The organism is Terrabacter carboxydivorans, from assembly GCF_039532035.1.
Lineage (GTDB): Bacteria > Actinomycetota > Actinomycetes > Actinomycetales > Dermatophilaceae > Terrabacter > Terrabacter carboxydivorans.
In genome coordinates this window covers 42811-64595 of the sequence record NZ_BAAARE010000006.1, presented here as the reverse complement: position 1 = coordinate 64595, position 21785 = coordinate 42811, and the positions used below count along the sequence as shown (strand labels likewise).

The window sequence follows — 21785 nt, the reverse complement described above, 5'->3', positions numbered from 1 at the left end:
GGTCGGGGATGATGGACCGCATGCGCCCGCCACTCGCCGACCTCCTCGACCTGCAGCCGCACCCCGAGGGTGGGTGGTACCGCCAGACGTGGGTCTCGCCCGAGAGCGTGACCCTGCCGGACGGCCGGGTGCGGGCGACCGCCACGCTCATCCACTTCCTGCTGCCCGCCGGGGAGTCCTCCGCCTGGCACCGCGTCTCCTCCGACGAGGTCTGGCTCGCGCACACCGGAACGGTCGTGCTGGAGCTCGGGGGCGACGGCGCCCGGCCCCCGGCCGACGCCGGAGCGAGCGTCGCGACCCTCGGTCTCGACCTGGCCGCGGGCGACGTGGCCCAGGTCGTCGTGCCGGCTGGTGTGTGGCAGCGCACCGTGCCCGGCTCGGCCGACGCCCTGGTCAGCTGCCTGGTCTCCCCCGGGTTCGACTTCGCAGACTTCCAGCTCAATGCCCCGGCGGCCCATGACGACGAGGTGCAGCGAGCCTCGGCCGGTCCCGACGACGCGCCCGTCGACCCGTCGGAGCCGACCAACCCGGCCTGAGCAGGCCCCCCTCGGTCCACGCCTCGCATCGGCTCGGCCCCGGGTGGCGTGCTTCGTCGCCGGCCCTGTGCGGCGCGGCTTCAGCCCCGGGCCGTCGCAGCTTCGGCGAGAGCTCGTCACCGGCGCTTCAACGACCCACCGCCCTCACCTCACCGCCCTCGGCGACGACGGCCACGTCGCCCTCGAGGTCGGTCCGGTGGACCTCGAACCCCCTCTGCTGCAAGGCATCGAGGGTCGCGGGTGCCGGATGACCGTAGTCGTTCCCCTCACCGACGCTGATGAGCGCGAGACGCCCGTCGACCCGGTCGAGCAGCCGGTCGTCGCGGTTGCTCGACCCGTGGTGCGCCACCTTGAGCACGTCGATGTGTCCCCAGAGCCGGGGATCCCGCTCTGCCTCCTTCAGCACCTGCGCGGCAGCCTCTCGCTCGATGTCACCCGCGAGCAGGATCGAGATCCCGCGGACGTGCATCGTCAGCACCACGGAGCCGTTGTTGGGCACCGATCCCGCGTCGATGCGACGCGCCGGCCACCAGACGTCGGCCGTGACCGCCCCCACGGTCAGTTGCTGTCCGGCGCGCAGCTCACCCATCGGCACCTTCGCCGCTGCCGCCAAGCGGGCCACGCGGGTCGCCTCCGCCGGCGGGTCGAGCACCGGCGACGCCCTGATCTCGGCGACCGGCAGCTCGAGGACCGCCGCCAGGCCACCGACGTGGTCGGCGTGGTAGTGGGTCAGCACCACGAGGTCGACGGCCCGGGCTCCGAGCCGGTCGAGACAGGAACGCATGGCCGCGGGGTCCGGGCCGGAGTCGATGACGACGACATGGCCGCCGCCGTTGTCGACGACGAGGCCGTCCCCCTGACCCACGTCGCAGGCGATGACGGCCCACCCCGGCGGAGGCCACGCGATCGGCGCGGTCGGCAGGCCCACCCCGGCGGTCAGCACCACGACCGCGAGGGCGACCGTGGGCCGGTGCCGGGTGCGGTGCCACGCCCACGGTGCAGTGGCGACGACCCCCGCGGTGAGGAGCGCGAGCAGCACTGCGGCACCTGCGGAGTCGCCCCAGCCGATGCTGCCGAAAGGGAGGTCGGCCGACCACCGGGCCACAGCCGCGATGGCCTGGGCGGGCACCGCTGCGGCCCAGGCCAGCCACCCGGCCCCGGTCACCCAGAGCACCGACACGAGCGCGACGACCACCCCGACGACGGTCGTCGGGGCGACGAAGGGTGCGGCCAGCAGGTTGGCGAGGACGGCCACGACCGAGACGCTGCCCTGGAGCGGCACGACGAGTGGAGCACAGACGGCCTGGGCCGCCACCGGGATGGCGAGCACCGGCCCGAGCGGCTTCAACCGACCCGGCAGGCGCCTCGCGATGGTGCGCCCCCAGGGTTGGGCGAGCACGAGCAGACCGAGGGTCGCGACGCTGGACAGGGCGAAGCCATAGGAGCGGGCGAGCCACGGGTCCCAGACGAGCATCACGGCGATGGCACCGGCCAGAGCCGGCACCCCGGCGCGTCGTCGTGAGGTCGACAGTGCGAGCAGACCCACGAGCCCCATGACCGCTGCCCTCACGACGCTCGGCTCCGGCCGGGCGAGGACGACGAAGCCGAGCAGTCCGAGCGCGGCAACGGGAGGTCGCCAGCGGCGTCGGACGCCGACCAGGCCGCACAGCCAGAGCACGGCGGCAAGCACGAACGTCACGTTGCTCCCGGACACGGCGCTGAGATGGCTGAGCCCGGTGTCGAGCATGGCGGCGGTCAGGTCGAGCGGGGTCTGAGAAGTGTCGCCGACAACGAGCGCAGGGACCAGACCCCGGGCATCCGGCCAGAGCGCGGTGGTGGCCGAACGGAACCGGTCGCGCACGGTGTCGGCGGCCTCGAAGACCCCGCCCGCTCCGGCCACCACCTGCACCGGGCCCTTCGGGGTCGCCACGGCGACGACGTCGTCGCCCGGCTCTGCCGGCCCCAGGCGCACGACGAGCCGCACGTGGTCGTGCCAACGCATGGCCGTCCACGCCGGCCCTCGACCGATGACGAGGACCGGCGCACTGACGCTCGTCGTGCGACCGCGACCGGTCACCTGCGACACCTCGAGCCGGACGACCGTGACCGCCGGGGCTGGGCGCCCGGCCCCGGCCGGCCCGGAACCGCGTACGGCACGCGGTTCGGCCGCGACCACGGCATCGAGGGTGACGACGGCCCGGTCCGACGCGAGGGCCTCGACGGGACCGGCAGTCCGGACCGCTCGATGGCCGGCCGCCGCGCCCAGCAGCAGACCGAGCACCGCAGCTGCGGCTGCAACGGCGCGAAGGCCGGGACGACCGGCCGTCCGTGGCGCGCGAGTCTCCGCACCCCGAGGCAAGGCCCCGCGCGCACCCGGTTGCTCCGAGGGCCGACGAGTCGTGCCGGCGACCCCCGTCAGGACACCGAGCGCGAGCGCCACGACGGCAGCCGTCGTCACGAGCCACACCGGCGCGACGAGTCCCCAGAACGCGACGACCGGCCACGCGATCACGACCGGCACCAGCAGGCGCAGGTCGAGCCGGAGGGCGGACCGGGGACGGACCCGGCGCACCGTTCGACGACCGGTCAGGACGACGAGCGACGGTCCGCGGGGACGCTGCTCGCGCTCCCTGGCCTCTCTGGCCTCTCTGGCCGGCCGAGGTGGCCGAGGTGGCCGAGGTGGCCGGGTCGGCGGCGCCGTCACAACGTCACCTTCGGGCGCAGCTGGGCCATGAGCTTGTCGCCGATGCCACTGACCTCCCCGAGCTCATCGACCGACGAGAAGCGGCCGTGCTCGGTGCGCCAGTCGATGATGCGCTGTGCGAGCACGGGCCCGACCCCGGGCAGCGAGTCGAGCGCCGCGGCGTCGGCCGAGTTGAGGCTCACCGGGGCTCCGGAGCCTCCCGCTGACCCGGAGCCACCTGCCGCGCCGGCGCCGGACGTCCCGGCCCCCGCAGCGCTGCCGGGTCCCGGCGTCTCGCCCGGCTTCGGCACCCGGATCTGCTCGCCGTCGACGACGGGTCGCGCGAGGTTGAGGGCTGCCAGGTCCGAGCCCGGGCGGGTGCCGCCGGCGGCCGCGATGGCATCGGCCACGCGGGCGCCCTGCCGAAGCCGGACCAGGCCCGGTCGCAGCACCTGCCCGACGACGTGCACAACGAGCTCGCCGCCGGTCGTCTGCGTGGCCGACCCAGCGCTCGACGGGCTCGCCAGACCGCCGGTGGCGCCCGACGGCCTGCCGACCGACGGCGCCGTGGCGGCCGCACCGCCGATGACCTGGACCGAGCGGGACGGGCCGCCGGTCGGGTCAGGGACCGACGCCGACCGCTCCGCCCAGAGGACCCGCAGCACGAACGCGCACCCCACGGCGACAGCGAGCGCCAGCAGGGACACGACCGCTGCGCTGCTCACCGTGCGCCGTCCGGTCCGCAGCTCGTCGGGCACCGTCAGCACACCTGGTCGACGTGCCCGGCGCAGGTCCGCGTCGAGCCGGGCCACCTCGTCGTCCTCGGTCGCCCGCTGGGTCAGCCGTCGGACGGCAGCCGACACCGAGCCCACCGCTTCGACCGCGCCAGACCCTGTGCCGTTCGTCCCACCCGTCTCAGGACTCCTGACGAGCGACCCGGGGTCGTGGTCCCAGTCATCGGCGGCAAGGCAGTCCGGGTCGCTCCGATCCGGCCCACTCCGATCCGGCCCGCTCGGGTCCGGCGTCCCCGGGGCTCGCGGTACCCAGCCGCCGCCGTCGCGCCCGCGCTGCTGCAGGTCCACCTTCGGGTCGCGCGGCCGGGCCCCGCCACGGTCTCCCCCCGCGCCGAGCACCCGGGCCACCCGCTCGAGGTCAGGTGGTCGCTGGGAGGGTCGGAACGGCATACCCCGACGCTAGGAACCCGCCGACCCCTCGACCGGGCGGCCGGCGCCCGCTGGGGACAACCCGCCTTGCGCCTGAAGGGGTGTGGACGGCCACAGCCCGAGACGCCCCGCGCGTCGATTCACTCCCCCGCGCCCGGCTGGTCCAGACTGCTCCAATGGCTCGGCACATCATGACCCTCACCTGCGACGACCGACCCGGCATCGTGGCGGCCGTGTCCGCGGCGCTGCTCGCCGTCGACGCGAACATCGTCGAGAACCAGCAGTACTCCGACGAGGACACCGACCTCTTCTTCATGCGCACCGTCTTCGACGCCGAGCCGCACGAGGTCGAGCAGGTCCTGTCGGCCATCCGCGACAGCCCCGCCATCGCGCACCACCACCTCTCGGCACGCCCCGAGGACGAGCACTGCCGGACCGTCATCCTCGTCAGCAAGTTCGACCACTGCCTGCTCGACCTGCTCTACCGCTGGAAGTCCGGCGACCTGCCCATCGACATCGTCGGCGTCGTCAGCAACCACGAGGACTGCCGCGGGCTCGTCGAGTACTACGGCCTGCCGTTCACCGTCATCCCCGTCACGCAGGACACGAAGGCCGACGCGGAGGCCGAGCTGCTGCGCCTCGTCGAGACCGAGGACGTCGGCCTCGTCGTGCTCGCCCGCTACATGCAGATCCTCAGCGACGGCCTGTGCCGTGCCCTCGAGGGACGCGCCATCAACATCCACCACTCTTTCCTGCCGGGCTTCAAGGGCGCCAAGCCCTACCACCAGGCTCACGACCGGGGCGTCAAGCTCATCGGGGCCTCGGCGCACTACGTCACGGCCGACCTCGACGAGGGGCCGATCATCGAGCAGGACGTCGTCCGGGTCACCCACGCCGAGTCGCCGGAGCGCCTCGTCGCCATCGGGCGGGACGTCGAGCGCCGGGTGCTCTCGCGCGCGGTCCGCGACCACGCCGAGTCCCGGATCTTCCTCTCGGGCCGCCGGACCATCGTCTTCTGACCCGGCACCAGCCGCGGGTGTATGCCGTGTGGCCGGGTGCGCCGACCGCGCACCGGCCGCCCGCCCGCACGACGCACGACGCACGACGGACGCCAGGGCCGCCCGGTCGGTAGCGTGCGGGCATGAGCGGTGCGAGGTTCGTCGTCGGTGAACCCCACTTCGGGCGGTTCACCCGGACGGCGGACGAGAACGAAGCGGCTGTCGAGGCCGCTCGCCGCGACCTCACGTCCGCCGTCGAGGCAGCGCCGGGCGCCGGGGCTGGCGGCGCAGTACTGGACGCGGCCGTCGACCTGGCCGAGGCGCTCACCGTCGCGGGACACGAGCAGGAGGCCCTGGCGCTGGCCCGTCCAGCGGTCCGCGTCGCGAGGCACGGCGGCCACGGCGGCCACGGCGAGACGCTCCGCTGGGCCCTGCTCGTGCTCGCGACGGCGGAGCACTACGCCGGCGAGGCGTCGGATGCCGAGACGCGCTTCCGCGAGGCGCTCGAGCACGCCCGCGCGTCCGGCGACCGGGTGCTCGAGCACTACACGTTGCACCACCTGGGCCGGCTCCTCGTCGACGAGGGACGCCTCGACGAGGCCGTCGCGTGCTTCGAGGCGTGCCTCGTGATCCGTGACGAGCTGGGCGAGGCCCGGGCCGAGTCGACCCGTGCGGCCCTCGCCGCACTGGCCTCCTCGACCTGACCCTGATGGTCCGGATGGGCCCGGTGGTCCCGGTGACCTCGGCGGGCCGCATGCTCACGACGGACCGCAAGGGACAGGTTTCCCGGGGCAGCGGGCCGTCCCGTCGTGGCGGGAGCACCACGACGGGACGGACTCCTCCGGCGTCAGGACGTCAGAGGCCGAAGGCGTACAGCTTGTGGTTCGGGGTGCCGAAACCGAAGTTGCTGTAGCCGGACCCCCAGTAGACGGTGCCGTTCGAGATGGCTGCGCCCGACAGGCACGACCCACCGCTCTCGAAGCTCCAGAGGATGGTGCCCGTCTCCGCGTCGAGCGCATACATCCAGCCCCCGGGGTCGAGCGAGCAGCCGAAGACGACGCCGTTCGCGGTCGTGGCCGGCCCTGACGTGCCACCTCCGTGGGGCGGACGGGTCTGCCAGAGGATCTCGCCCGTCACCGCGTCGAGGCCGGACCAGATGCCGCGCGTGTCGGTCGAGCCGACCGGCCACGGCTTGCGGTCGCTGTTCGCGTTGGCGGTGTAGATCCGCTTGCCGTCCACGGCCGAGCCCCACTGCAGGCCGCCGGCCGTGCCGCCGGGACCCGTGGTCGTCTTCCACACGACCGCCCCCGTGTCCGGGTCGAGCGCCCAGTAGTCCCCGCTCTTCTGGCCGGCCCCGACGAAGTCACGCCGCTTGCCCTCGACGACGGCTGTGTACAGGGCTGGTGCCTGGCCGAAGTCGTAGTCCGGTCCCGACGGTTGTGGACAGTTGGCGGGGTTGCCGAAGATGCACGAGACCGTCCACGCATCGAACGGCAGGGCACGGGTCGCCCACTTGACGGCCCCGGTCCTCATGTCGAGAGCGAGGATCGAGTCGAAGTAGTCGTTCGCGGGCAGGCAGGCGGCTTGGGCCGTCGTGTCGGTCCCCGCGTCCGTGACGCACTGCAGCACCGACTCCGGCACGTCGTAGTTGTTGCCCGTGGCGATGTAGACCGACCCGCGTTTGGTGTCGATGGCCGGTGAGCTGCCCCAGACGGCGTTGCCCGGGTAGCCCTCGGGAGTCGTGTAGGTCTTCCAGAGGATGTGACCCGTCGCGAGGTCGAGCGCGAGCATGCTCCCCCGGAAGCTGCAGCAGACGTAGCCCGGCGTGAGCGCCGAGTAGGCCTCCTCCTGGGACGCGACCCCGACGTAGACCACGCCGTCGAACACGGTTGCCGACTGGGTGATGATCGCTCCGGGGTTGGGGTCGGCCTGGGTCTTCCAGAGCAGGGCGCCCGTGTCCTTGTTGATCGCCATGACGGCGCCCCCGCCACCGAAGGGACCCTGGTTGCCGATGACGATGGCGTCGTCGGTCACCGCCGGGGTGGCGCGGGCCTTGTCACCGGGGATCCCGGTGTAGTCCGAGATCGTGTGCTGCCACACGACAGCGCCGGTGGTGCGGTTGACGGCATACAGGTTCCCGGCCCAGTCGGGCACGTAGACCCGGTTGCCGTCGACGGCGGGAGTGGCCGACACGTCCCCTCCGGTCGTCAGCTCCCACTTCTTCGTCAGCCCGCCGACGGTCGTCGGCGAGATCTTCGACTCGTTGGCGGCGTCTCTCGTGTTCTGCCGGTCCCCGCCGGCCGAGTTCCACCCGACTCCCCCTGGGGCGGCTGCTGCCTGTGCCCCGAACAGCAGGGTCCCCGCGACCCCGGCTGCCAGCAACAACCGTGCATGGTGCCATGTCCTGGCCATCTCTGCTCCTAGCTTTGACGGCCACGAGGGGCCGTCGAGTGACCCCTGTTGGACGAGCCCAAAACTAGACCTCGGCGTGGTCGGCCGTACGCCCTTCCCGACGGACCGGTCAGGATTGGCGGGACGCATCGGGTGAAGGTGGGCATACCAGCCGGTGTCGCCCGATTCCCATGTGCCACAGGCATGTTCGCGTGCCTCTCGAAGCGCGCCACGATCCTGGCTCTCGAGCAGGCGACAGGTCGGGGGCTCGTATGCCGTGTGGGAGCGTCCGAGGGTGACGCGCGGTGACGCTCCTCGCCGCACCGCCGACGCGGACGGGCCGCTCAGCGGGCTCGTGGACAACACATAGCCTGCTGATAGCAACGGCCACCACTTCTTCCAGCCTGCCGACCTACGTTCACGCCTGACAGGGACGTTCGGGAGCGCGAGACGGCGGAGAGCAGATGGCCAGGGCACGGCACGGAAACGGGTGGCACAGCCGGAGGGTGGTCGTCATCGCGGCGGGGGCGCTCGTCCTGGCGGGCGGTGGCGTGGCCTTCGCGGTCAACCACGGGACCGCGAGTGCGCAGACGCAGCCGCGCACCGTCACCGTCTCGCACGGCACCGTGCAGCAGACCGTCTCGGCGAGCGGCACCATCGAGCCGGCCACCGAGGACGACCTGTCCTTCCAGTCCGCCGGCACCGTCGACAGCGTCGGGGTCGACGTCGGTCAGCACGTGACCAAGGGCGAGGTCCTCGCCTCCATCGACGCGACGTCGTTGCAGAGCCAGGTGACCCTCGCCCAGGCCGTCGTCACCCAGGCCCAGGCCCAGGTGACCGCGGCCGGGTCCAGCGGGTCCGCCAGCCAGGTCGCCGCCGCCGATGCCCAGCTCGCCTCGGCTCAGGCCAAGCTCGTGGCGGCGCAGCAGTCGCTGTAGCAGGCGCGGCTCACCTCCCCCATCGACGGGGTCGTGGCCGCCGTGAACGTCAAGGTCGGCTCGACCGTCGGTGGCTCGGGCGGGACCGGAGGCTCCTCCTCGACGGCCGGATCGACCTCGGGTCGAGGCACGGGCGGCGCCGGTGGGTCCGGCGGGTCCGGCGGGTCCGGGGCCTCGGGCTCCGGCGGCGCGGCGAGCACGACCGGGTCGTCGACGGGCTCGGCGGCCGTCTCGGTCATCTCGACGAACGCGTGGGTCGTGCAGACCCAGGTCGCCAACGCCGACCTCGCGAGCCTCAAGAAGGGCCTGCAGGCACAGATCCTGCCCACCGGGTCACGCACGACGATCTTCGGCACGGTGCAGGCCATCGGCATCGTCGCCTCGTCGAGCTCGAGCGGGACGTCCCAGTTCCCCGTCACCGTCGCCGTCACCGGCACCCCTGCCGGACTGTATGCCGGCACGGCCGCCACCGTCTCCATCGTGGTCAAGCAGCTCGACAACGTCCTGACCGTGCCGACCGTGGCCCTCAGCAGCTCCGGCGGCCGCACGACGGTGACGGTGCTCCGGGCAGGTCAGCAGGTCACCATGGCCGTGACCGTGGGGCGCACCTTCGGCGCCCGGACCGAGATCACCGGCGGCCTGTCGGACGGCGCCCAGGTGGTGCTGCCCACGACGTTCGGCACACGCGGTACCGGCACCGGGACCGGCTCAAGGACAGGCGGTTTCGGTGGCGGTGGCGGGTTCGGCGGGGGCGGCGGCTTCGGGGGCGGCGCCGGCTTCGGCGGAGGCGGTGGAGCCGGCACCGGCATCGGCGCGCGGAACGGAGGCTGAGCCGTGGCCGAGCTACCCCTGCACACCGAGATCCTCCAGCACCGTCCGGCCCGGTCCGAGGACGGGGTCGGCGAGGCGACGAGCCGACCGGCACCCATCCTCGACCTCGTCGAGGTCGGCAAGACCTATCGCAGCGGGTCGCTCGCTGTCGATGCCCTGCGGGGTGTCGACCTCACCGTCGAGGAGGGTGAGTACGTCGCGGTCATGGGCCCGTCGGGCTCGGGCAAGTCGACCCTGATGCACATCCTCGGCTGTCTCGACGTCCCCTCGAGCGGCCGCTACCGGCTCGCCGGCGAGGACGTCAGCGACATGGAGGAGCGGCAGCTGGCCGACATCCGAAACCGCCGGATCGGCTTCGTGTTCCAGCAGTTCAACCTGCTTCCCGCCATGTCCGCGTGGCGCAACGTCGAGCTCCCGCTGGTGTATGCCGGGGTGCCGCGTGCCGAACGCCGCGCTCGCGCCCTCGAGGCGCTCGGACGGGTCGGCCTGTCCGAGAGGGTGGCCCACCGTCCGGGAGAGCTGAGCGGCGGTCAGCAGCAACGCGTCTCGGTCGCGCGGGCGCTCGTCACGGACCCCAGCCTGATCCTGGCCGACGAGCCAACGGGCAACCTCGACTCCGTCTCGACGACCGACGTCCTCGGTCTCTTCCGCGAGCTGCACGAACAAGGGCGAACCGTGGTGCTCATCACCCACGAACCCGACGTGGCGGCGCAGGCGGAGCGGGTCATCCACATCCTCGACGGGCAGGTCGTCGACGACCAGCTCGTGACGACGGGGACGAGCTCATGACGTGGGCGGAGACGCTGCGCACGGCATACGACGCGATCCGGACCCGGCGCATGCGGTCGGCGCTGACGGTGCTCGGCATCCTCATCGGGATCGCCGCCGTGATGCTGACCGTGGGCCTGGGCCAGGGCGCACAGGCCCAGGTCGCCAGCCAGATCAACGCCCTCGGGTCCAACCTGCTCATCGTCACCCCCGGCAGCAGCACCCAGGTCGGCGGGGTCCGGGGTGGGCGCGGATCCGCCACGACGCTGACAACCGCCGATGCGGCGGTGCTCTCGAACCGGCAGGTCGTGCCCGACGTCGCGGCCGTCGCCCCGGTCTCCACCTCGTCGCAGAGCGTCGTCGCCAACGGCCAGAACTGGACGACGGGCATCGTCGGCACCACCCCTCAGTGGCCGACGGTCCGCGCCCGCTCGACCGACACCGGCCGCTTCTTCAGCCAGTCGGAGATGGGCGCCGCCGCCCCGGTGGCGGTGCTGGGGTCGACGACGGCGCAGCAGCTCTTCGGCGCGCGCTCCCCCGTCGGCGAGACCCTCTCCGTCGGTGGGGTGCAGCTGACCGTCATCGGTGAGCTCAACACCGCCGGGTCCACCGTCGGCGGCGACCAGGACGACCAGGTCGTCATCCCCGCGACGACGTTCGCCGACGACTTCTCCTCCGGCGGGACGTCGGTCTCCTCGATCTACCTCCAGGCAGCCGGGCAGCAGGACCTCTCCGCGGCCTACCAGGAGACGAACAACGCGATGCTCACGGCGCACGGCGTGACGGCTGCGTCCGCCGACTTCCAGGTCAGCAGCCAGGCGTCCCTCGTGCAGACCGCGACGAGCACCGCCCGCACCCTCACCGTGCTGCTCGGCGGCATCGCCGCGATCTCGCTGCTCGTCGGCGGCATCGGGGTCATGAACATCATGCTCGTCTCCGTCACCGAGCGCGTCCGCGAGATCGGCCTGCGCAAGGCCCTCGGCGCCACCCCCCGGGTCATCCTGCGCCAGTTCCTTACCGAGGCAAGCCTGCTCGGTCTCGTCGGCGGAGTGCTGGGGGTCGGCCTCGGCATCGCCGGCGCGCTCACGCTCCCCCAGCTCCTCGGCCAGCCAGTCGCCCTCTCGGCAGCCGCTGCGCTCGGCGCGCTCGCCGTGTCCCTCGTCATCGGCATCGCTGCCGGGGTCTACCCCGCCAACCGCGCCGCCCGCCTCGCCCCCATCGACGCCCTGAGAAGTGAGTGAGTCCCATGAAGCGCACCCTGTCCGTCATCGTCGCCGCAGCTGCCGCCCTCGGTCTCGCCGGCTGCAGCAGCGCGACCCAGTCTGCTTCGGTGTCCGGCTCGGGCCAGACCGCCGCCACGGGCGCGTCCCCCGGCGCTCCCGGAGCCGGTAACGCCCGTTTCCCGGGGGTCTCCGGCCTCGTTGCGGCGGTCACGGGGACGACGGCACAGGTGCAGGGCCCGACCCAGCAGACCGCCGTCACCTGGGACCGGACCACACGGTTCACCGACCAGGTCGCGTCGACGGCCTCGGCCGTCAAGGTCGGCGAGTGCGTCATGGCGAGGCCCGCGCGCGGTGCCGTCGGCGGCAGCACGGGAGGCCCTCAGGCGAGCACGCCCTCGTCGACGACCGTCGCCGCCGCCACGGTCGAGTTGCTGCCCACCCAGGGCGGCACCTGCTCGTTCGGCGCACTCGGTGGCTTCGGTGGCCGCACGGGCACGCGACCGTCGGGCAGCCCCAGCGGGTCGACGTCCCCCCAGACAGGTGGAGCGGGCGGGCCTGCCGGAGCCGGACGTCGCGGCTTCGGGGCCGTCGGCACGGTCTCTGCCGTGGGCTCCGGCCAGTTCACCGTCACGCCGGTGAACCCCGCCGGGGGCGCCTCGTCCTCCGCTTCCTCCTCGCCAGTCACGGTCACCTACACGTCGTCGACCGTCTTCACCCGGCTCGCCGCGGCGAACGCGTCAGCCGTCAGGGTCGGCGTGTGCGTCACGGCCCAGGGCCGCACCGACGACACCGGCGCGCTGACGGCCAGGGCCGTGGCCATCAGCGCGCCCACCAACGGCACCTGCCAGAGCGGTTTCGGCGGACGCGGGTTCGGCGGCGGCCGCGGCACCGGTGGGGCCACCAGCACCGCGGGAGCCGGCAATGCCTGACCGCTCCGGAGTCGGGCGCGGACCGCTGGTCGCCGGCGCGAGCCTGCTCGCGGTCCTGCTCGCTGCGGGCGGGGTCTACTCGGCCTCGGCGAGCACGAGCAGCGCGAGCGCAGCGAACTACCGCACCGCGGTCGTGGGCCCGGGTCCAGTCGGTCAGGTGCTGACCCTGACCGGCACGGCCCAGCGCGTCGACCAGGTCACCGCCACGTTCCCGGCCAACGGCACCGTGACGCGCGTCCAGGTCGCGGTGGGCGACCACGTGACCTCCGGACAGGCCTTGGCAACCATTGACCCGACTGCGCTGCGAGCCGCCCTCCTCTCCGCACAGGCGACGCTGGCGCAGGACCAGACCTCGCTCATCGCCGACCAGACGGCGACGACCAGCACCAGCTCGGCCGCCGGCGCGACAGGCGCTGCGGCGGCCACGAGTGCGGGCGGGTCGAAGACGTCGGGCGGCGCCGCGTCGGGGTCCGGTTCCAGCTCTTCGGGCGGAACGTCCTCTGCCAGCGGCGGGACGGGCAGCGCCACGGGCTCGGCCGCCGGCGGCGGCACCACCGGCAGCGGCACTTCGTCCTCGTCGTCGGGGCACTCCGCGTCAGGCGTCGGTTCGACGGGCACGAAGGGCGGCACCGGCGGGACCGGCACGGGTCGCCCGGGCGGTTCAGGTGGCTCGGGCAGCGGTTCGACCCTCCCAGCCCTGAGCACGCGCTCGCTGCAGCGCTCGCTGGCCCTGGCCCAACAGGCGCTGCTGGCCGAGGCGCAGGCGTGTGCGCCCGTGCTCGGCGGGGGCTCGCCCGGCGGTGGTCACACCCGCCCACCGACCGGCACGCCCAGCCCCACCGGGACCCCGTCGGGGACCGGCTCGTCGACGCGCGCCAACCCGGCAGCCTTCACCCGGGCCACCACCCCCATCGCGACCCCGAGCGCGCCGGCGACCGCGTCGCCCACGTCGACCGGCACTCCCAGCTCGACGGGCACGCCGACCCCGACCTCCACCGGCAGCCCGACCGGCAGCCCGACCGGCAGCCCGACCGGAACGCCGACCTCGTCGCCGACCAGCCCACCTCCCGGCGGGAGCGCCCCCACCAGTGACCAGCTGCGCACCTGCGCGGCCGCGATGGCGTCCGTCGCGACGGCGCAGCACGCGGCAGAGACGGCCATGACCACCCTCGCCACCCAGATCGTCCACGAGCTCACCGTCATCATGCGGTCCGCTGCCGGTCAGGCGTCGGGGTCGGCCTCCACCGGGCACACCTCGACCCCAGGCTCGGGCGGCGGCTCGTCCACGTGGGGGACCGTGACGCCCGCGCCGGGCGCGACCGGCCGAACCACGGCCGGTGCCGGGTCCTCCACCGGGAAGGCTGTGACCTCGCGCGCTGCCACCGGCACCGCCGGCACCGTCGGCACCGGCACCTCGAGCACGGCTGCCGGCACCGCGTCCCGCTCGGGAGGCGGGACCGGGGGGACCAGCGGGGCCGCGAGCGGCGGCAGCAGCAGTCCCGCCGCCCGCGTCGCCTCCGACGAGGTGGCCATCCTGCAGGACCAGGCGGCCGTCACCCAGGCACGCTCCGACCTCGCCGGAGCCACGCTCAAGGCGCCGATCAGTGGCACCGTCGGCCGGATCGACCTCGCCGTCGGCCAGGCCTCCACGGCATCGACGGGCGTCGTCATCGTGGGGTCGGGGGCTGCCGACGTGACGGTCGACGTGCCGCTGGCCGACATGGGGATGGTCCACGCGGGCCTGGCAGCCGCCGTCACCCCGGCCGGTGACGTGGCCGTCGTGCCCGGAACCGTCGACAACGTGACGCTCCTGCCGGCGTCGTCCAACGCCACCACCCCGTCCTACCCCGCCGTCATCGTGCCCAGCCCGACCCGGTCCATGGCGAGCGGGTCGGTCGTGTCCGTCGCGATCACGGTGGGTCAGGCGGCGGACGCGGTGCGCGTGCCCGTCTCCGCCCTCTCGGGCGTGCAGTCCGGCTCCGCCGTGGTGCAGCTGCTGGCGGGGACCGGCACGAAGGCGCAGGCCGTCACGGTCGGCGCCGTCGGGGGTGGCTTCGCGCAGGTCCTCACCGGGCTCCAGCCCGGTGACCGCGTGGTCCTCGCCGACACCACGGCCCCGCTGCCCACGAACCAGACGACAGGTCTGCGCGGCCTGGGCGGCGGGGGCTTCGCCGGCCGTGGCGGCGCTGCCGGCACCGGCGGGGCCGGCGCCGGGGGTGCCGGCAGAGGGGCGGCGACCGGCGGGACGGCGGGCGGCTGACCCGGCTCAGCCGACGTGCCGCTGGCGCCACCAGCCGACGACGTTGTTCTTGTGGCGCAGCAGCACGACCAGCCCGATCCCCATCAACCACAAGCCGGTCCACGCATCGCCGGGCGCGTGGCCGGTCAAGATCAGGACGGCGACGACGCCCATCGCCAGGGCGCCGAAGATGGAGCCCGCAGCGACCCAGCGCGTGACGAGGACGGCGACCCCGAAGACGACGAGCACGACGAGCGCCACCCAGGGGTGCACCCCGAGGATGGCGCCGAGGGTGGTGGCGACGCCCTTGCCGCCGCGTCCCTTGAGGTAGGGCGACCAGATGTGCCCGAGCACCGCCGCGATACCGACGGCGTAGGCAGCGTGCGCACCGAAGAGATGACCCGCCACGAACGTCGGGACGAGGCCCTTGAGGACGTCGAGCACACCGACGACGACTCCCCACTTGCGTCCCAGTACCCGTCCGGCGTTGGTGGCCCCGGGGTTGCCCGACCCCGACGACGCGAGGTCCTTGCCGAGCAGACGGGCGATCATCGTGGCCGGGTTGAGCGAGCCGACGAGGAAGGCAGCAAGGACTCCCCCGGCCCAGGCGAACGCGGTGGCGAGGTTCACGACCCGGAGGCCTCACCCGGCGCCGGGGTCTCGGGCAACGGCTCGCCGGGACGCGGCGAGACGGCGATCGCGACGGTGCCGGGTCCGACGTGGGCGCCGACCACCGCTCCGAGCTCGACGACGAGGACCTCCGGCGGGCCGGGCACGAGCTCGCGCAGCTCGGCCGCGATCTGCTCCGCCCGGGCCGGCGCGTCGAGGTGGTGCACTGCGAGGTCCACCACGTGACCTCCCTTGGTGACCTGCTCGAGCACCATCGCCTCAATGCGCGCCACCGCCCGGGACGAGGTGCGCACCTTCTCGACCGGCACGATGCGGCCGGCACGCACCGCGAGGATGGGCTTGATGGCGAGAGCCGAGCCGAGCAGGGCCGAGGCCGCACCGATGCGGCCACCCCGGCGCAGGTGCTCGAGCGTGTCGACGTAGAAGAGCACACCGGACGGTCCGAGCCGTTCGTGCACGGCCTCGACGACGGTCGGCAGGTCTGCTCCGGCCGCCGCGGACTCGGCTGCAGCGACCACCGCGAATCCCATTGCCATGCCGATCGTCTCGCTGTCGACGACCTCGACGGGAACGGACACCTCGGCGGCCGCGAGCCGTGCAGCCTCGACGGTGCCCGACATCTGTGACGACAGGTGGATCGAGGCGATGCCGGTGGCGCCCTCGTCGACGAGACGGCGGTAGGTCTCGGCGAAGACCTGCGGCGTGGGCCGCGAGGTCGTGACGATCGTGTAGTCGCGCAGGGCGGCCGCGACCTGGGCCGCCGAGATGTCGCGGCCCTCGACGTAGTCCTTTCCGCCGACGACGACGTGGAGCGGGACGACCTCGATGTCGTGCCGCTCGACGACCTCCTTCGGGAGGTAGGCCGTCGAGTCGGTGATGATCCTCGTGGTCATGTCCCGCTCCTTCCGTCGCAGCCAGTCAGCGGTTCAGGCTCCGGCGAGCCAGCAGGTCAGGGGCTCGTCGGTGCACGGGCGCCGAACCGGTCAGAGCGGGACGACGTTGACGAGCTTGGGCGCCCGCACGATGACCGTCCTGATGCCGCCCTCGGTCGCCGACCTCACCCTGTCACGGGCCAGCGCCAGCTCGCGCAGGTCGTCCTCGGAGATGTCGGGGCTGACCTCGACCCGGTCGCGCACCTTGCCCTTGATCTGGATGACGCAGGTGACCTGCTCCTGCACGATCTTCGCGGGGTCGCTCACGGGGAACGCGGCATACGCCACCCCGCCGTCGTGACCGAGCCGCTGCCACATCTCCTCGGCGATGTGGGGGGCGACGGGCGCGAGCATGAGCACCATGGCCTCGACGACCTCGCGCGGCGGGGCGTCGAGCTTCGTCACGGCGTTGTTGAGCTCGATGAGCTTCGCGATCGCGGTGTTGAAGCGCAGCCCCTCGAAGTCCTCGCGGACGCCGGCGATGGTCTGGTGCAGCTGCGTCGTCAGGGCCTGGTCGAGGGGCGCGTCGACAACGCGCACCTGGCCGGTCGCCTCGTCGACGACGTTGCGCCACAGGCGCTGCAGGAAGCGCTGGCTGCCGACGACCGCGCGGATCTCCCACGGCTTGGACAGCTCGAGCGGGCCCATCGACATCTCGTAGACGCGGAAGGTGTCGGCGCCGTACGCGTCGTACATCTCGTCGGGGCTGACGGAGTTCTTCAGCGACTTGCCGATCTTGCCGTACTCGCGGCTCACGCGCTGGCCCTGCCACGTGAAGGTCGGCTCCTCGCCGTGGCTGCCGGGGTGCTCCTCGACCTCGGACGCGGTGACGTACTGACCACGGCTGTCGGTGTAGGCGTAGGCCTGGATGTAGCCCTGCGAGAAGTACTTCCGGAACGGCTCCCCGCTGCTGACGTGGCCGAGGTCGAAGAGCACCTTGTGCCAGAAGCGGGCGTAGAGCAGGTGCAGCACCGCGTGCTCGACACCGCCGACGTAGAGGTCGACGCCGCCCGGGTCACGCGTGCCCGCGGGGGCGCCGGCCACGGCCGTGTCGTGACGGCCCAGCCAGTACGCCTCGTTGGCCGCGTCGACGAACGCGTCGTGGTTGGCCGGGTCGAGGTAGCGCAGGTAGTACCAGCACGAGCCCGCCCAGTTGGGCATGGTGTTGGTCTCGCGGCGGAACGCCCGCAGTCCGCGACCGTCGCCGAGGTCCTTCTCGACCTCGACCCACTCGGGGACGCGGCTCAGCGGCGGCTCGGGGCTGCTCTGCGCGTCGTCCGGGTCGAAGGTCTTGGGGCTGTAGTCCGGCACGTCGGGAAGGGTCAGGGGCAGCTCGTCGTCGGGGACGGCATACGCGACCCCGTCCTCGTCGAACATGATCGGGAACGGCTCGCCCCAGTAGCGCTGGCGGCTGAAGAGCCAGTCGCGGATGCGATAGCTGATGGTGCCCTCGCCGATGCCCTCCGCGTCGAGGAAGTCGATGATCTTGGCCTTGGCGTCCTCGACGTGGAGGCCGTCGAGCGAGATGCGCTCGTTGGAGCTGTTGATCGCGACGCCGTCGCCGAGGAAGGGCTCGTCGTCCGGGTGGCCCTCGACCGGCTGGACGGTGCGGACGATCGGGATGCCGAACTTCTCCGCGAACTCCCAGTCGCGAGTGTCCTGCCCGGGCACGGCCATGATCGCGCCGGTGCCGTAGCCCATCAGGACGTAGTCCGCGACGAAGACCGGGATGCGCTCTCCCGTCAGGGGATTCGTGGCCCATGAGCCGGTGAAGACACCGGTCTTGTCCTTGCCCTCGGTCTGGCGCTCGACGTCACCCTTGCGCGACGCGGCCAGCTGGTATGCCGTCACGGCCTCCTTCGGGGTCGCGCTCGCACCGGCGTCCGCACCCTTCCAGGCGTCCTTGGTGCCGTCGGGCCAGTCACCCTGCGGCACCAGGGAATCCACAAGCGGGTGCTCCGGGGCGATGACCATGAAGGTCGCACCGAAGATCGTGTCGGGGCGCGTCGTGAAGACGTCGATGCCGTCGTCCTCGCCCGAGCCGGTGACGACCGGGAAGGTGACTCGGGCACCCTTGGACCGGCCGATCCAGTTGCGCTGCATGAGCTTGACCTTCTCGGGCCACTCGACCCCGTCGAGGTCGTCGGCCAGCCGGTCGGCATACGCCGTGATGCGCATCTTCCACTGGCTGAGGTTGCGGCGGATGACGGGGTAGTTGCCGCGCTCGGAACGGCCCTCGTTGGTGACCTCCTCGTTGGAGAGCACCGTGCCCAGGCCGGGGCACCAGTTGACCGGCGCCTCGTCGGTGTAGGCCAGACGGTGACGCTCGAGGACCGTGGCCCGCTCGGTGGCCGAGAGGTCGGCCCAGCCCCGGCCGTCGGCCTCGACGACGGCCCGCCGACCCGACTCGAACTCCTCGACCAGCTCGCTGATCGGGCGCGCCCTGCCGCGGCCACCGTCCTCGCGCACCGCGTCGGCGTCGTACCAGGCGTCCCAGATCTGCAGGAAGATCCACTGCGTCCAGCGGTAGTAGTCGTCGTCGATCGTGGCGAACGTGCGACGGTTGTCGAAGCCCAGCCCCAGCCGGCGCAGCTGGCGCTTCATGTTGGTCATGTTCTCCTCGGTGGTCTTCCGAGGGTGCTGCCCGGTCTGGACGGCGAACTGCTCCGCGGGCAGGCCGAAGGCGTCATAGCCCAGGGCGTGTAGGACGTTCTTGCCGAGCATCCGGTGGAAGCGGCTGTAGACGTCGGTGGCGATGTAGCCGAGCGGGTGGCCGACGTGGAGACCGACGCCGCTCGGGTAGGGGAACATGTCGAGGACGATGAGCTTCTCGCCGCGGGCAGCGACCTTCTCGGGCTCGGCCCACGGACCGGCGGGGTTGGGGGCGTTGAACGTGCCCTCCTCCTCCCAGCGGTCCTGCCAGGCGGTCTCGATCTGCTGCGCCATCGCCGCGGTGTAGCGGAACGGGGTGTCGTTGCTCTGCTCGCTCATGTCTTCTCTTTCGTCGCTGCTGGTCCCGGGCAAAAGAAAACCCCTCACACAGGAGGGGAAAGCCGCGTTGATGTCGGGAGTCCCGACCTTCGTCAACGCGGCTGCGGAAGAAGCAGCAGGCCAGCCATGCTCCCAAGGTTAGCGCAGCCCCTCCCACCCCCGACCTCGAGCGCCCTCCCCACCCGTCCAAACTCGAGTGGCCCCGCAGTCCCACCCGCCCCACCCTCGAGTGGCCCCGTCGTCACACGCCTCCCAAATTCGAGTGGCCCCGTCGTCACACAGGCAACCTCGAGTCAGGACCGCGCGGAGCGCTGCATCTCTCGCTGGATCGCCTGGTCGATGGCGTGGCTCGAGAAGAAGCGCGGCGTCACGTCCTGAGGGCGGAGACAGTCCGACGGAACGCGAAGGGCCGCCGCGAAGCGCTGCAGGGTCGAGACACGGGACTGCGAGCTGTTCAGATCCGCGTTCCACATCTCTTGGACGTCCCATCCATCGCAGGCCATCCCACTCCCGCGGATCCCGTCGTGGCGCCGCTGCTCGTCGCCGGAGTGGAAGAGCTCACCTTGGTACTCACCGACAACCTTGAGCAGGCCACCGTCCTCTGTGGGAACACGCCAGACCAGGTCTCCCACGCCCAGCAGCAGTCCCGGGTCCCACGAGGCGAAGATCGGCTCGTTGAGCTGCGGCTCGGGCAGACCCCCTCTCGTCAGGACCAGCCGCGCCAACGACTCGCGCGGTGACGCCGAGCCGACGCGGATCTCCTCGTAGGCCTCGAGCAAGGTGCGTTTGCCCCGCGGCCGGTTGCGCAGCAGGCAGGCCTGGATGAGAGGGACGCGCGAGCCGAGTCGAGTGGCGCACGCATCGCCGAGCACCACCAGGTCGTCGAGCCCTACCAATTTGCCCCGGCCGACGAGCTCTCCGAGGTCAACCCACGTGTCGGCGAGGTCTACGACCGGTAGCCCGCCGATCTCGACGACGCGCCGAGCATGCAGGGCACGGTGGCCGATCACGGAGGGGAGCCGCACGCGGTTGCTCGTGATCGGCCGCGTCACGTGGAGTCGGCAGTCCTCCTCCATCGCGTACGACAGCGGAAGTCCGTGGAGCTGCGCCGCGGTCACGTGCGAGAAGACGCTTCCGACGGGAAGCACCGACAGGGCCGCACGGCAGGCCTGCACGAGAGCTCGGTGAGCGCCGACGCTCGCTTCGTCCACGATCCAGCCGCGTCTCTGTCCCGGATCTCGCATCTCTCCAGCGTCCGGGCGCGCACGGCCTCTCGGTCGGGTGAGTCCCGGACCTGTGCACAGCTGCCTTGCCGACACGTGGGGTGTGGACGGGGGCGTGTGACGACGAGGCCACTCGACTTTCAGCGGAAGAGGGATACGAGGATGAGGGCCTGGGCGAGGTGGTAGGTGACGATGACCGTCAGTGGGGCCCAGCGCCGCTCGTGGACGAAGCGGTCGTGGCCCAGCACCGCGTCGGACGCGACGAAGACCGAGCAGCCCAGCACGAGCAGCCAGTCCCCCTTCCAGGCCGCGACGAGCACCAGAGCGCTGATGACGAGCTGGTAGACGAAGACCGGCACCCGCTGGGCACCCGAGTGGCGCACGATGTCGCGGCCGACGCCCGCGTGCAGGAGCACCAGCCCGGGCACGGCGACGAGCAGCGGCCACGGGAAGCCCACCACGCCCGGCGTCTCGAGGATCGCCCACACGTACGCGACGTGACCGAGCAGGAAGGCGCCGAGCCCGACGAGGAAGCGCACCTCGGTCGCACGCAGCAACGCAACGTCACCGACCAGGCAGCACCCGAGCGCCACGAGGACGGGTAGCAGGGGCGGTGACCCCGGGACCCAGCCGTCCCAGTGCAGCGACCAGGCCAGCGCCATGAGGAGGAGCACGACGAGCGGCTTGGTCAGGCGTTCGACGGCCTCGTCACCGCGCAGCACGGAGCGCCAGTTGAGGATCGCGGTCACCCCGAGCGCCACGCTGATAACCCACAGATGGGTGGTCACGACGCCACGTTCCCAGCCGACGCCCAGTTCCGGGGTGCAGACACGCCTGGGCGACCACGAGCGCCTGTCGTCCACCACCTGTCGAGACGAATCGGCGAACGTGCAGTTCTCTGCCAGACTCGTCCAATGCCCATGCGCAAGTTCCAGCACACGGTCACTGCCGACGACACATCCGCCTCGGTCGGCAGCGGTGACCTCGACGTCCTCGCGACACCGCGTCTGATCACGTGGTGCGAGAACGCCGCCTTCCAGGTCTGCCAGCAGACCATCGACGCCGACCACACGACGGTCGGGACGACGGTGAAGATCGAGCACGTGAAGGGCAGCGCGGTCGGCTCCGAGATCACCGTCCTGTGCGCCGAGCCGATCAACGACGGCCGGCGACTCGTGTGCCACGTGACCGTCAAGGACTCCGAGGGCGAGGAGCTCGCCCGGGGCGAGATCCACCGGGCCGTCGTCGACCCCGACCGCTTCATGAGCAAGTGCCAGCGGGTGCTCTGAGCCGCCTCCCAGCGGCTGTTG

The 21785-nt window shown here is 72.5% G+C and carries 18 protein-coding genes; 10 read left to right on the top strand and 8 right to left on the bottom strand.

The features are described from left to right. Positions 1–20: 20 nt before the first annotated feature. The gene (locus tag ABD297_RS07930; protein ID WP_344254320.1) at positions 21–536 is read left to right on the top strand and encodes a cupin domain-containing protein; all 516 of its coding nucleotides are present in this window, start codon (positions 21–23) and stop codon (positions 534–536) included. Positions 537–663: 127 nt separating this feature from the next. Here the strand turns inward: ABD297_RS07930 and ABD297_RS07925 are convergent, their stop codons facing one another. Together ABD297_RS07925 and ABD297_RS07920 are read right to left on the bottom strand one after the other, a co-directional pair. After that, positions 664–3108: a ComEC/Rec2 family competence protein gene (locus ABD297_RS07925; protein WP_344254319.1), complete on the bottom strand. Its 2445-nt coding sequence runs from the start codon at positions 3106–3108 to the stop codon at positions 664–666. Positions 3109–3236: 128 nt separating this feature from the next. Beyond that, positions 3237–4082 (bottom strand): ComEA family DNA-binding protein, encoded by an 846-nt coding sequence (locus ABD297_RS07920; protein ID WP_344254318.1) that lies wholly within the window; start codon positions 4080–4082, stop codon positions 3237–3239. A 476-nt stretch (positions 4083–4558) separates the two neighbouring features. Here ABD297_RS07920 and purU point away from each other — a divergent pair, with 476 nt between their 5' ends. Beyond that, positions 4559–5401 (top strand): formyltetrahydrofolate deformylase, encoded by an 843-nt coding sequence (gene purU / locus ABD297_RS07915; protein WP_344254317.1) that lies wholly within the window; start codon positions 4559–4561, stop codon positions 5399–5401. A 122-nt stretch (positions 5402–5523) separates the two neighbouring features. Further along, positions 5524–6084: a tetratricopeptide repeat protein gene (locus ABD297_RS07910; RefSeq protein ID WP_344254316.1), complete on the top strand. Its 561-nt coding sequence runs from the start codon at positions 5524–5526 to the stop codon at positions 6082–6084. 151 nt (positions 6085–6235) lie between these two features. On the opposite strand, the gene ABD297_RS07905 is transcribed toward ABD297_RS07910, so the two are convergent. Further along, on the bottom strand, positions 6236–7765 hold the full coding sequence (locus tag ABD297_RS07905; protein WP_344254315.1) for an outer membrane protein assembly factor BamB family protein: 1530 nt from the start codon (positions 7763–7765) through the stop codon (positions 6236–6238). 512 nt (positions 7766–8277) lie between these two features. On the opposite strand from ABD297_RS07905, the gene ABD297_RS07900 reads away from it, so the two are divergent. The 6 genes from ABD297_RS07900 to ABD297_RS07875 are packed head-to-tail and all read left to right on the top strand — an operon-like array spanning position 8278 to position 14720. Further along, positions 8278–8709: an efflux RND transporter periplasmic adaptor subunit gene (locus tag ABD297_RS07900; protein ID WP_344254314.1), complete on the top strand. Its 432-nt coding sequence runs from the start codon at positions 8278–8280 to the stop codon at positions 8707–8709. A gap of 33 nt (positions 8710–8742) precedes the next feature. Further along, positions 8743–9540 (top strand): permuted SH3 domain-containing protein, encoded by a 798-nt coding sequence (locus tag ABD297_RS07895; protein ID WP_344254313.1) that lies wholly within the window; start codon positions 8743–8745, stop codon positions 9538–9540. 3 nt (positions 9541–9543) lie between these two features. Continuing rightward, a complete protein-coding gene (locus ABD297_RS07890) occupies positions 9544–10329 on the top strand; it encodes an ABC transporter ATP-binding protein (protein WP_344254312.1) in 786 nt (261 codons plus the stop codon). Next, positions 10326–11549, top strand: a complete 1224-nt coding sequence (locus ABD297_RS07885; protein WP_344254311.1) for an ABC transporter permease — start codon at positions 10326–10328, stop codon at positions 11547–11549. The genes ABD297_RS07890 and ABD297_RS07885 overlap by 4 nt, the downstream gene beginning before the upstream one ends. A 5-nt stretch (positions 11550–11554) precedes the next feature. Beyond that, the gene (locus tag ABD297_RS07880) at positions 11555–12460 is read left to right on the top strand and encodes a DUF5666 domain-containing protein (protein WP_344254310.1); all 906 of its coding nucleotides are present in this window, start codon (positions 11555–11557) and stop codon (positions 12458–12460) included. After that, positions 12453–14720, top strand: coding sequence for an efflux RND transporter periplasmic adaptor subunit (locus tag ABD297_RS07875; protein WP_344254309.1), 2268 nt, complete (start codon positions 12453–12455; stop codon positions 14718–14720). The genes ABD297_RS07880 and ABD297_RS07875 overlap by 8 nt, the downstream gene beginning before the upstream one ends. A gap of 6 nt (positions 14721–14726) precedes the next feature. On the opposite strand, the gene ABD297_RS07870 is transcribed toward ABD297_RS07875, so the two are convergent. From ABD297_RS07870 to ABD297_RS07850, 5 genes are all read right to left on the bottom strand, one after another. Further along, positions 14727–15329, bottom strand: a complete 603-nt coding sequence (locus ABD297_RS07870; RefSeq protein WP_344254308.1) for a glycerol-3-phosphate acyltransferase — start codon at positions 15327–15329, stop codon at positions 14727–14729. Further along, complete coding sequence (locus ABD297_RS07865) at positions 15326–16222, bottom strand: DegV family protein (RefSeq protein WP_344254307.1); 897 nt, start codon at positions 16220–16222, stop codon at positions 15326–15328. The genes ABD297_RS07870 and ABD297_RS07865 overlap by 4 nt, the downstream gene beginning before the upstream one ends. 90 nt (positions 16223–16312) lie before the next feature. Continuing rightward, positions 16313–19252 carry a leucine--tRNA ligase gene (leuS, locus tag ABD297_RS07860; RefSeq protein ID WP_344254306.1) on the bottom strand — a complete coding sequence of 980 codons (2940 nt, stop codon included), beginning with the start codon at positions 19250–19252 and terminating at the stop codon, positions 16313–16315. A 293-nt stretch (positions 19253–19545) separates the two neighbouring features. After that, positions 19546–20463 carry a hypothetical protein gene (locus tag ABD297_RS07855; RefSeq protein ID WP_344254305.1) on the bottom strand — a complete coding sequence of 306 codons (918 nt, stop codon included), beginning with the start codon at positions 20461–20463 and terminating at the stop codon, positions 19546–19548. Positions 20464–20615: 152 nt separating this feature from the next. Further along, positions 20616–21263: a lysoplasmalogenase gene (locus tag ABD297_RS07850; RefSeq protein ID WP_344254304.1), complete on the bottom strand. Its 648-nt coding sequence runs from the start codon at positions 21261–21263 to the stop codon at positions 20616–20618. Positions 21264–21389: 126 nt separating this feature from the next. Here ABD297_RS07850 and ABD297_RS07845 point away from each other — a divergent pair, with 126 nt between their 5' ends. After that, positions 21390–21764, top strand: a complete 375-nt coding sequence (locus ABD297_RS07845) for a thioesterase family protein (protein WP_344254303.1) — start codon at positions 21390–21392, stop codon at positions 21762–21764. The last annotated feature ends 21 nt before the right edge of the window (positions 21765–21785 follow it).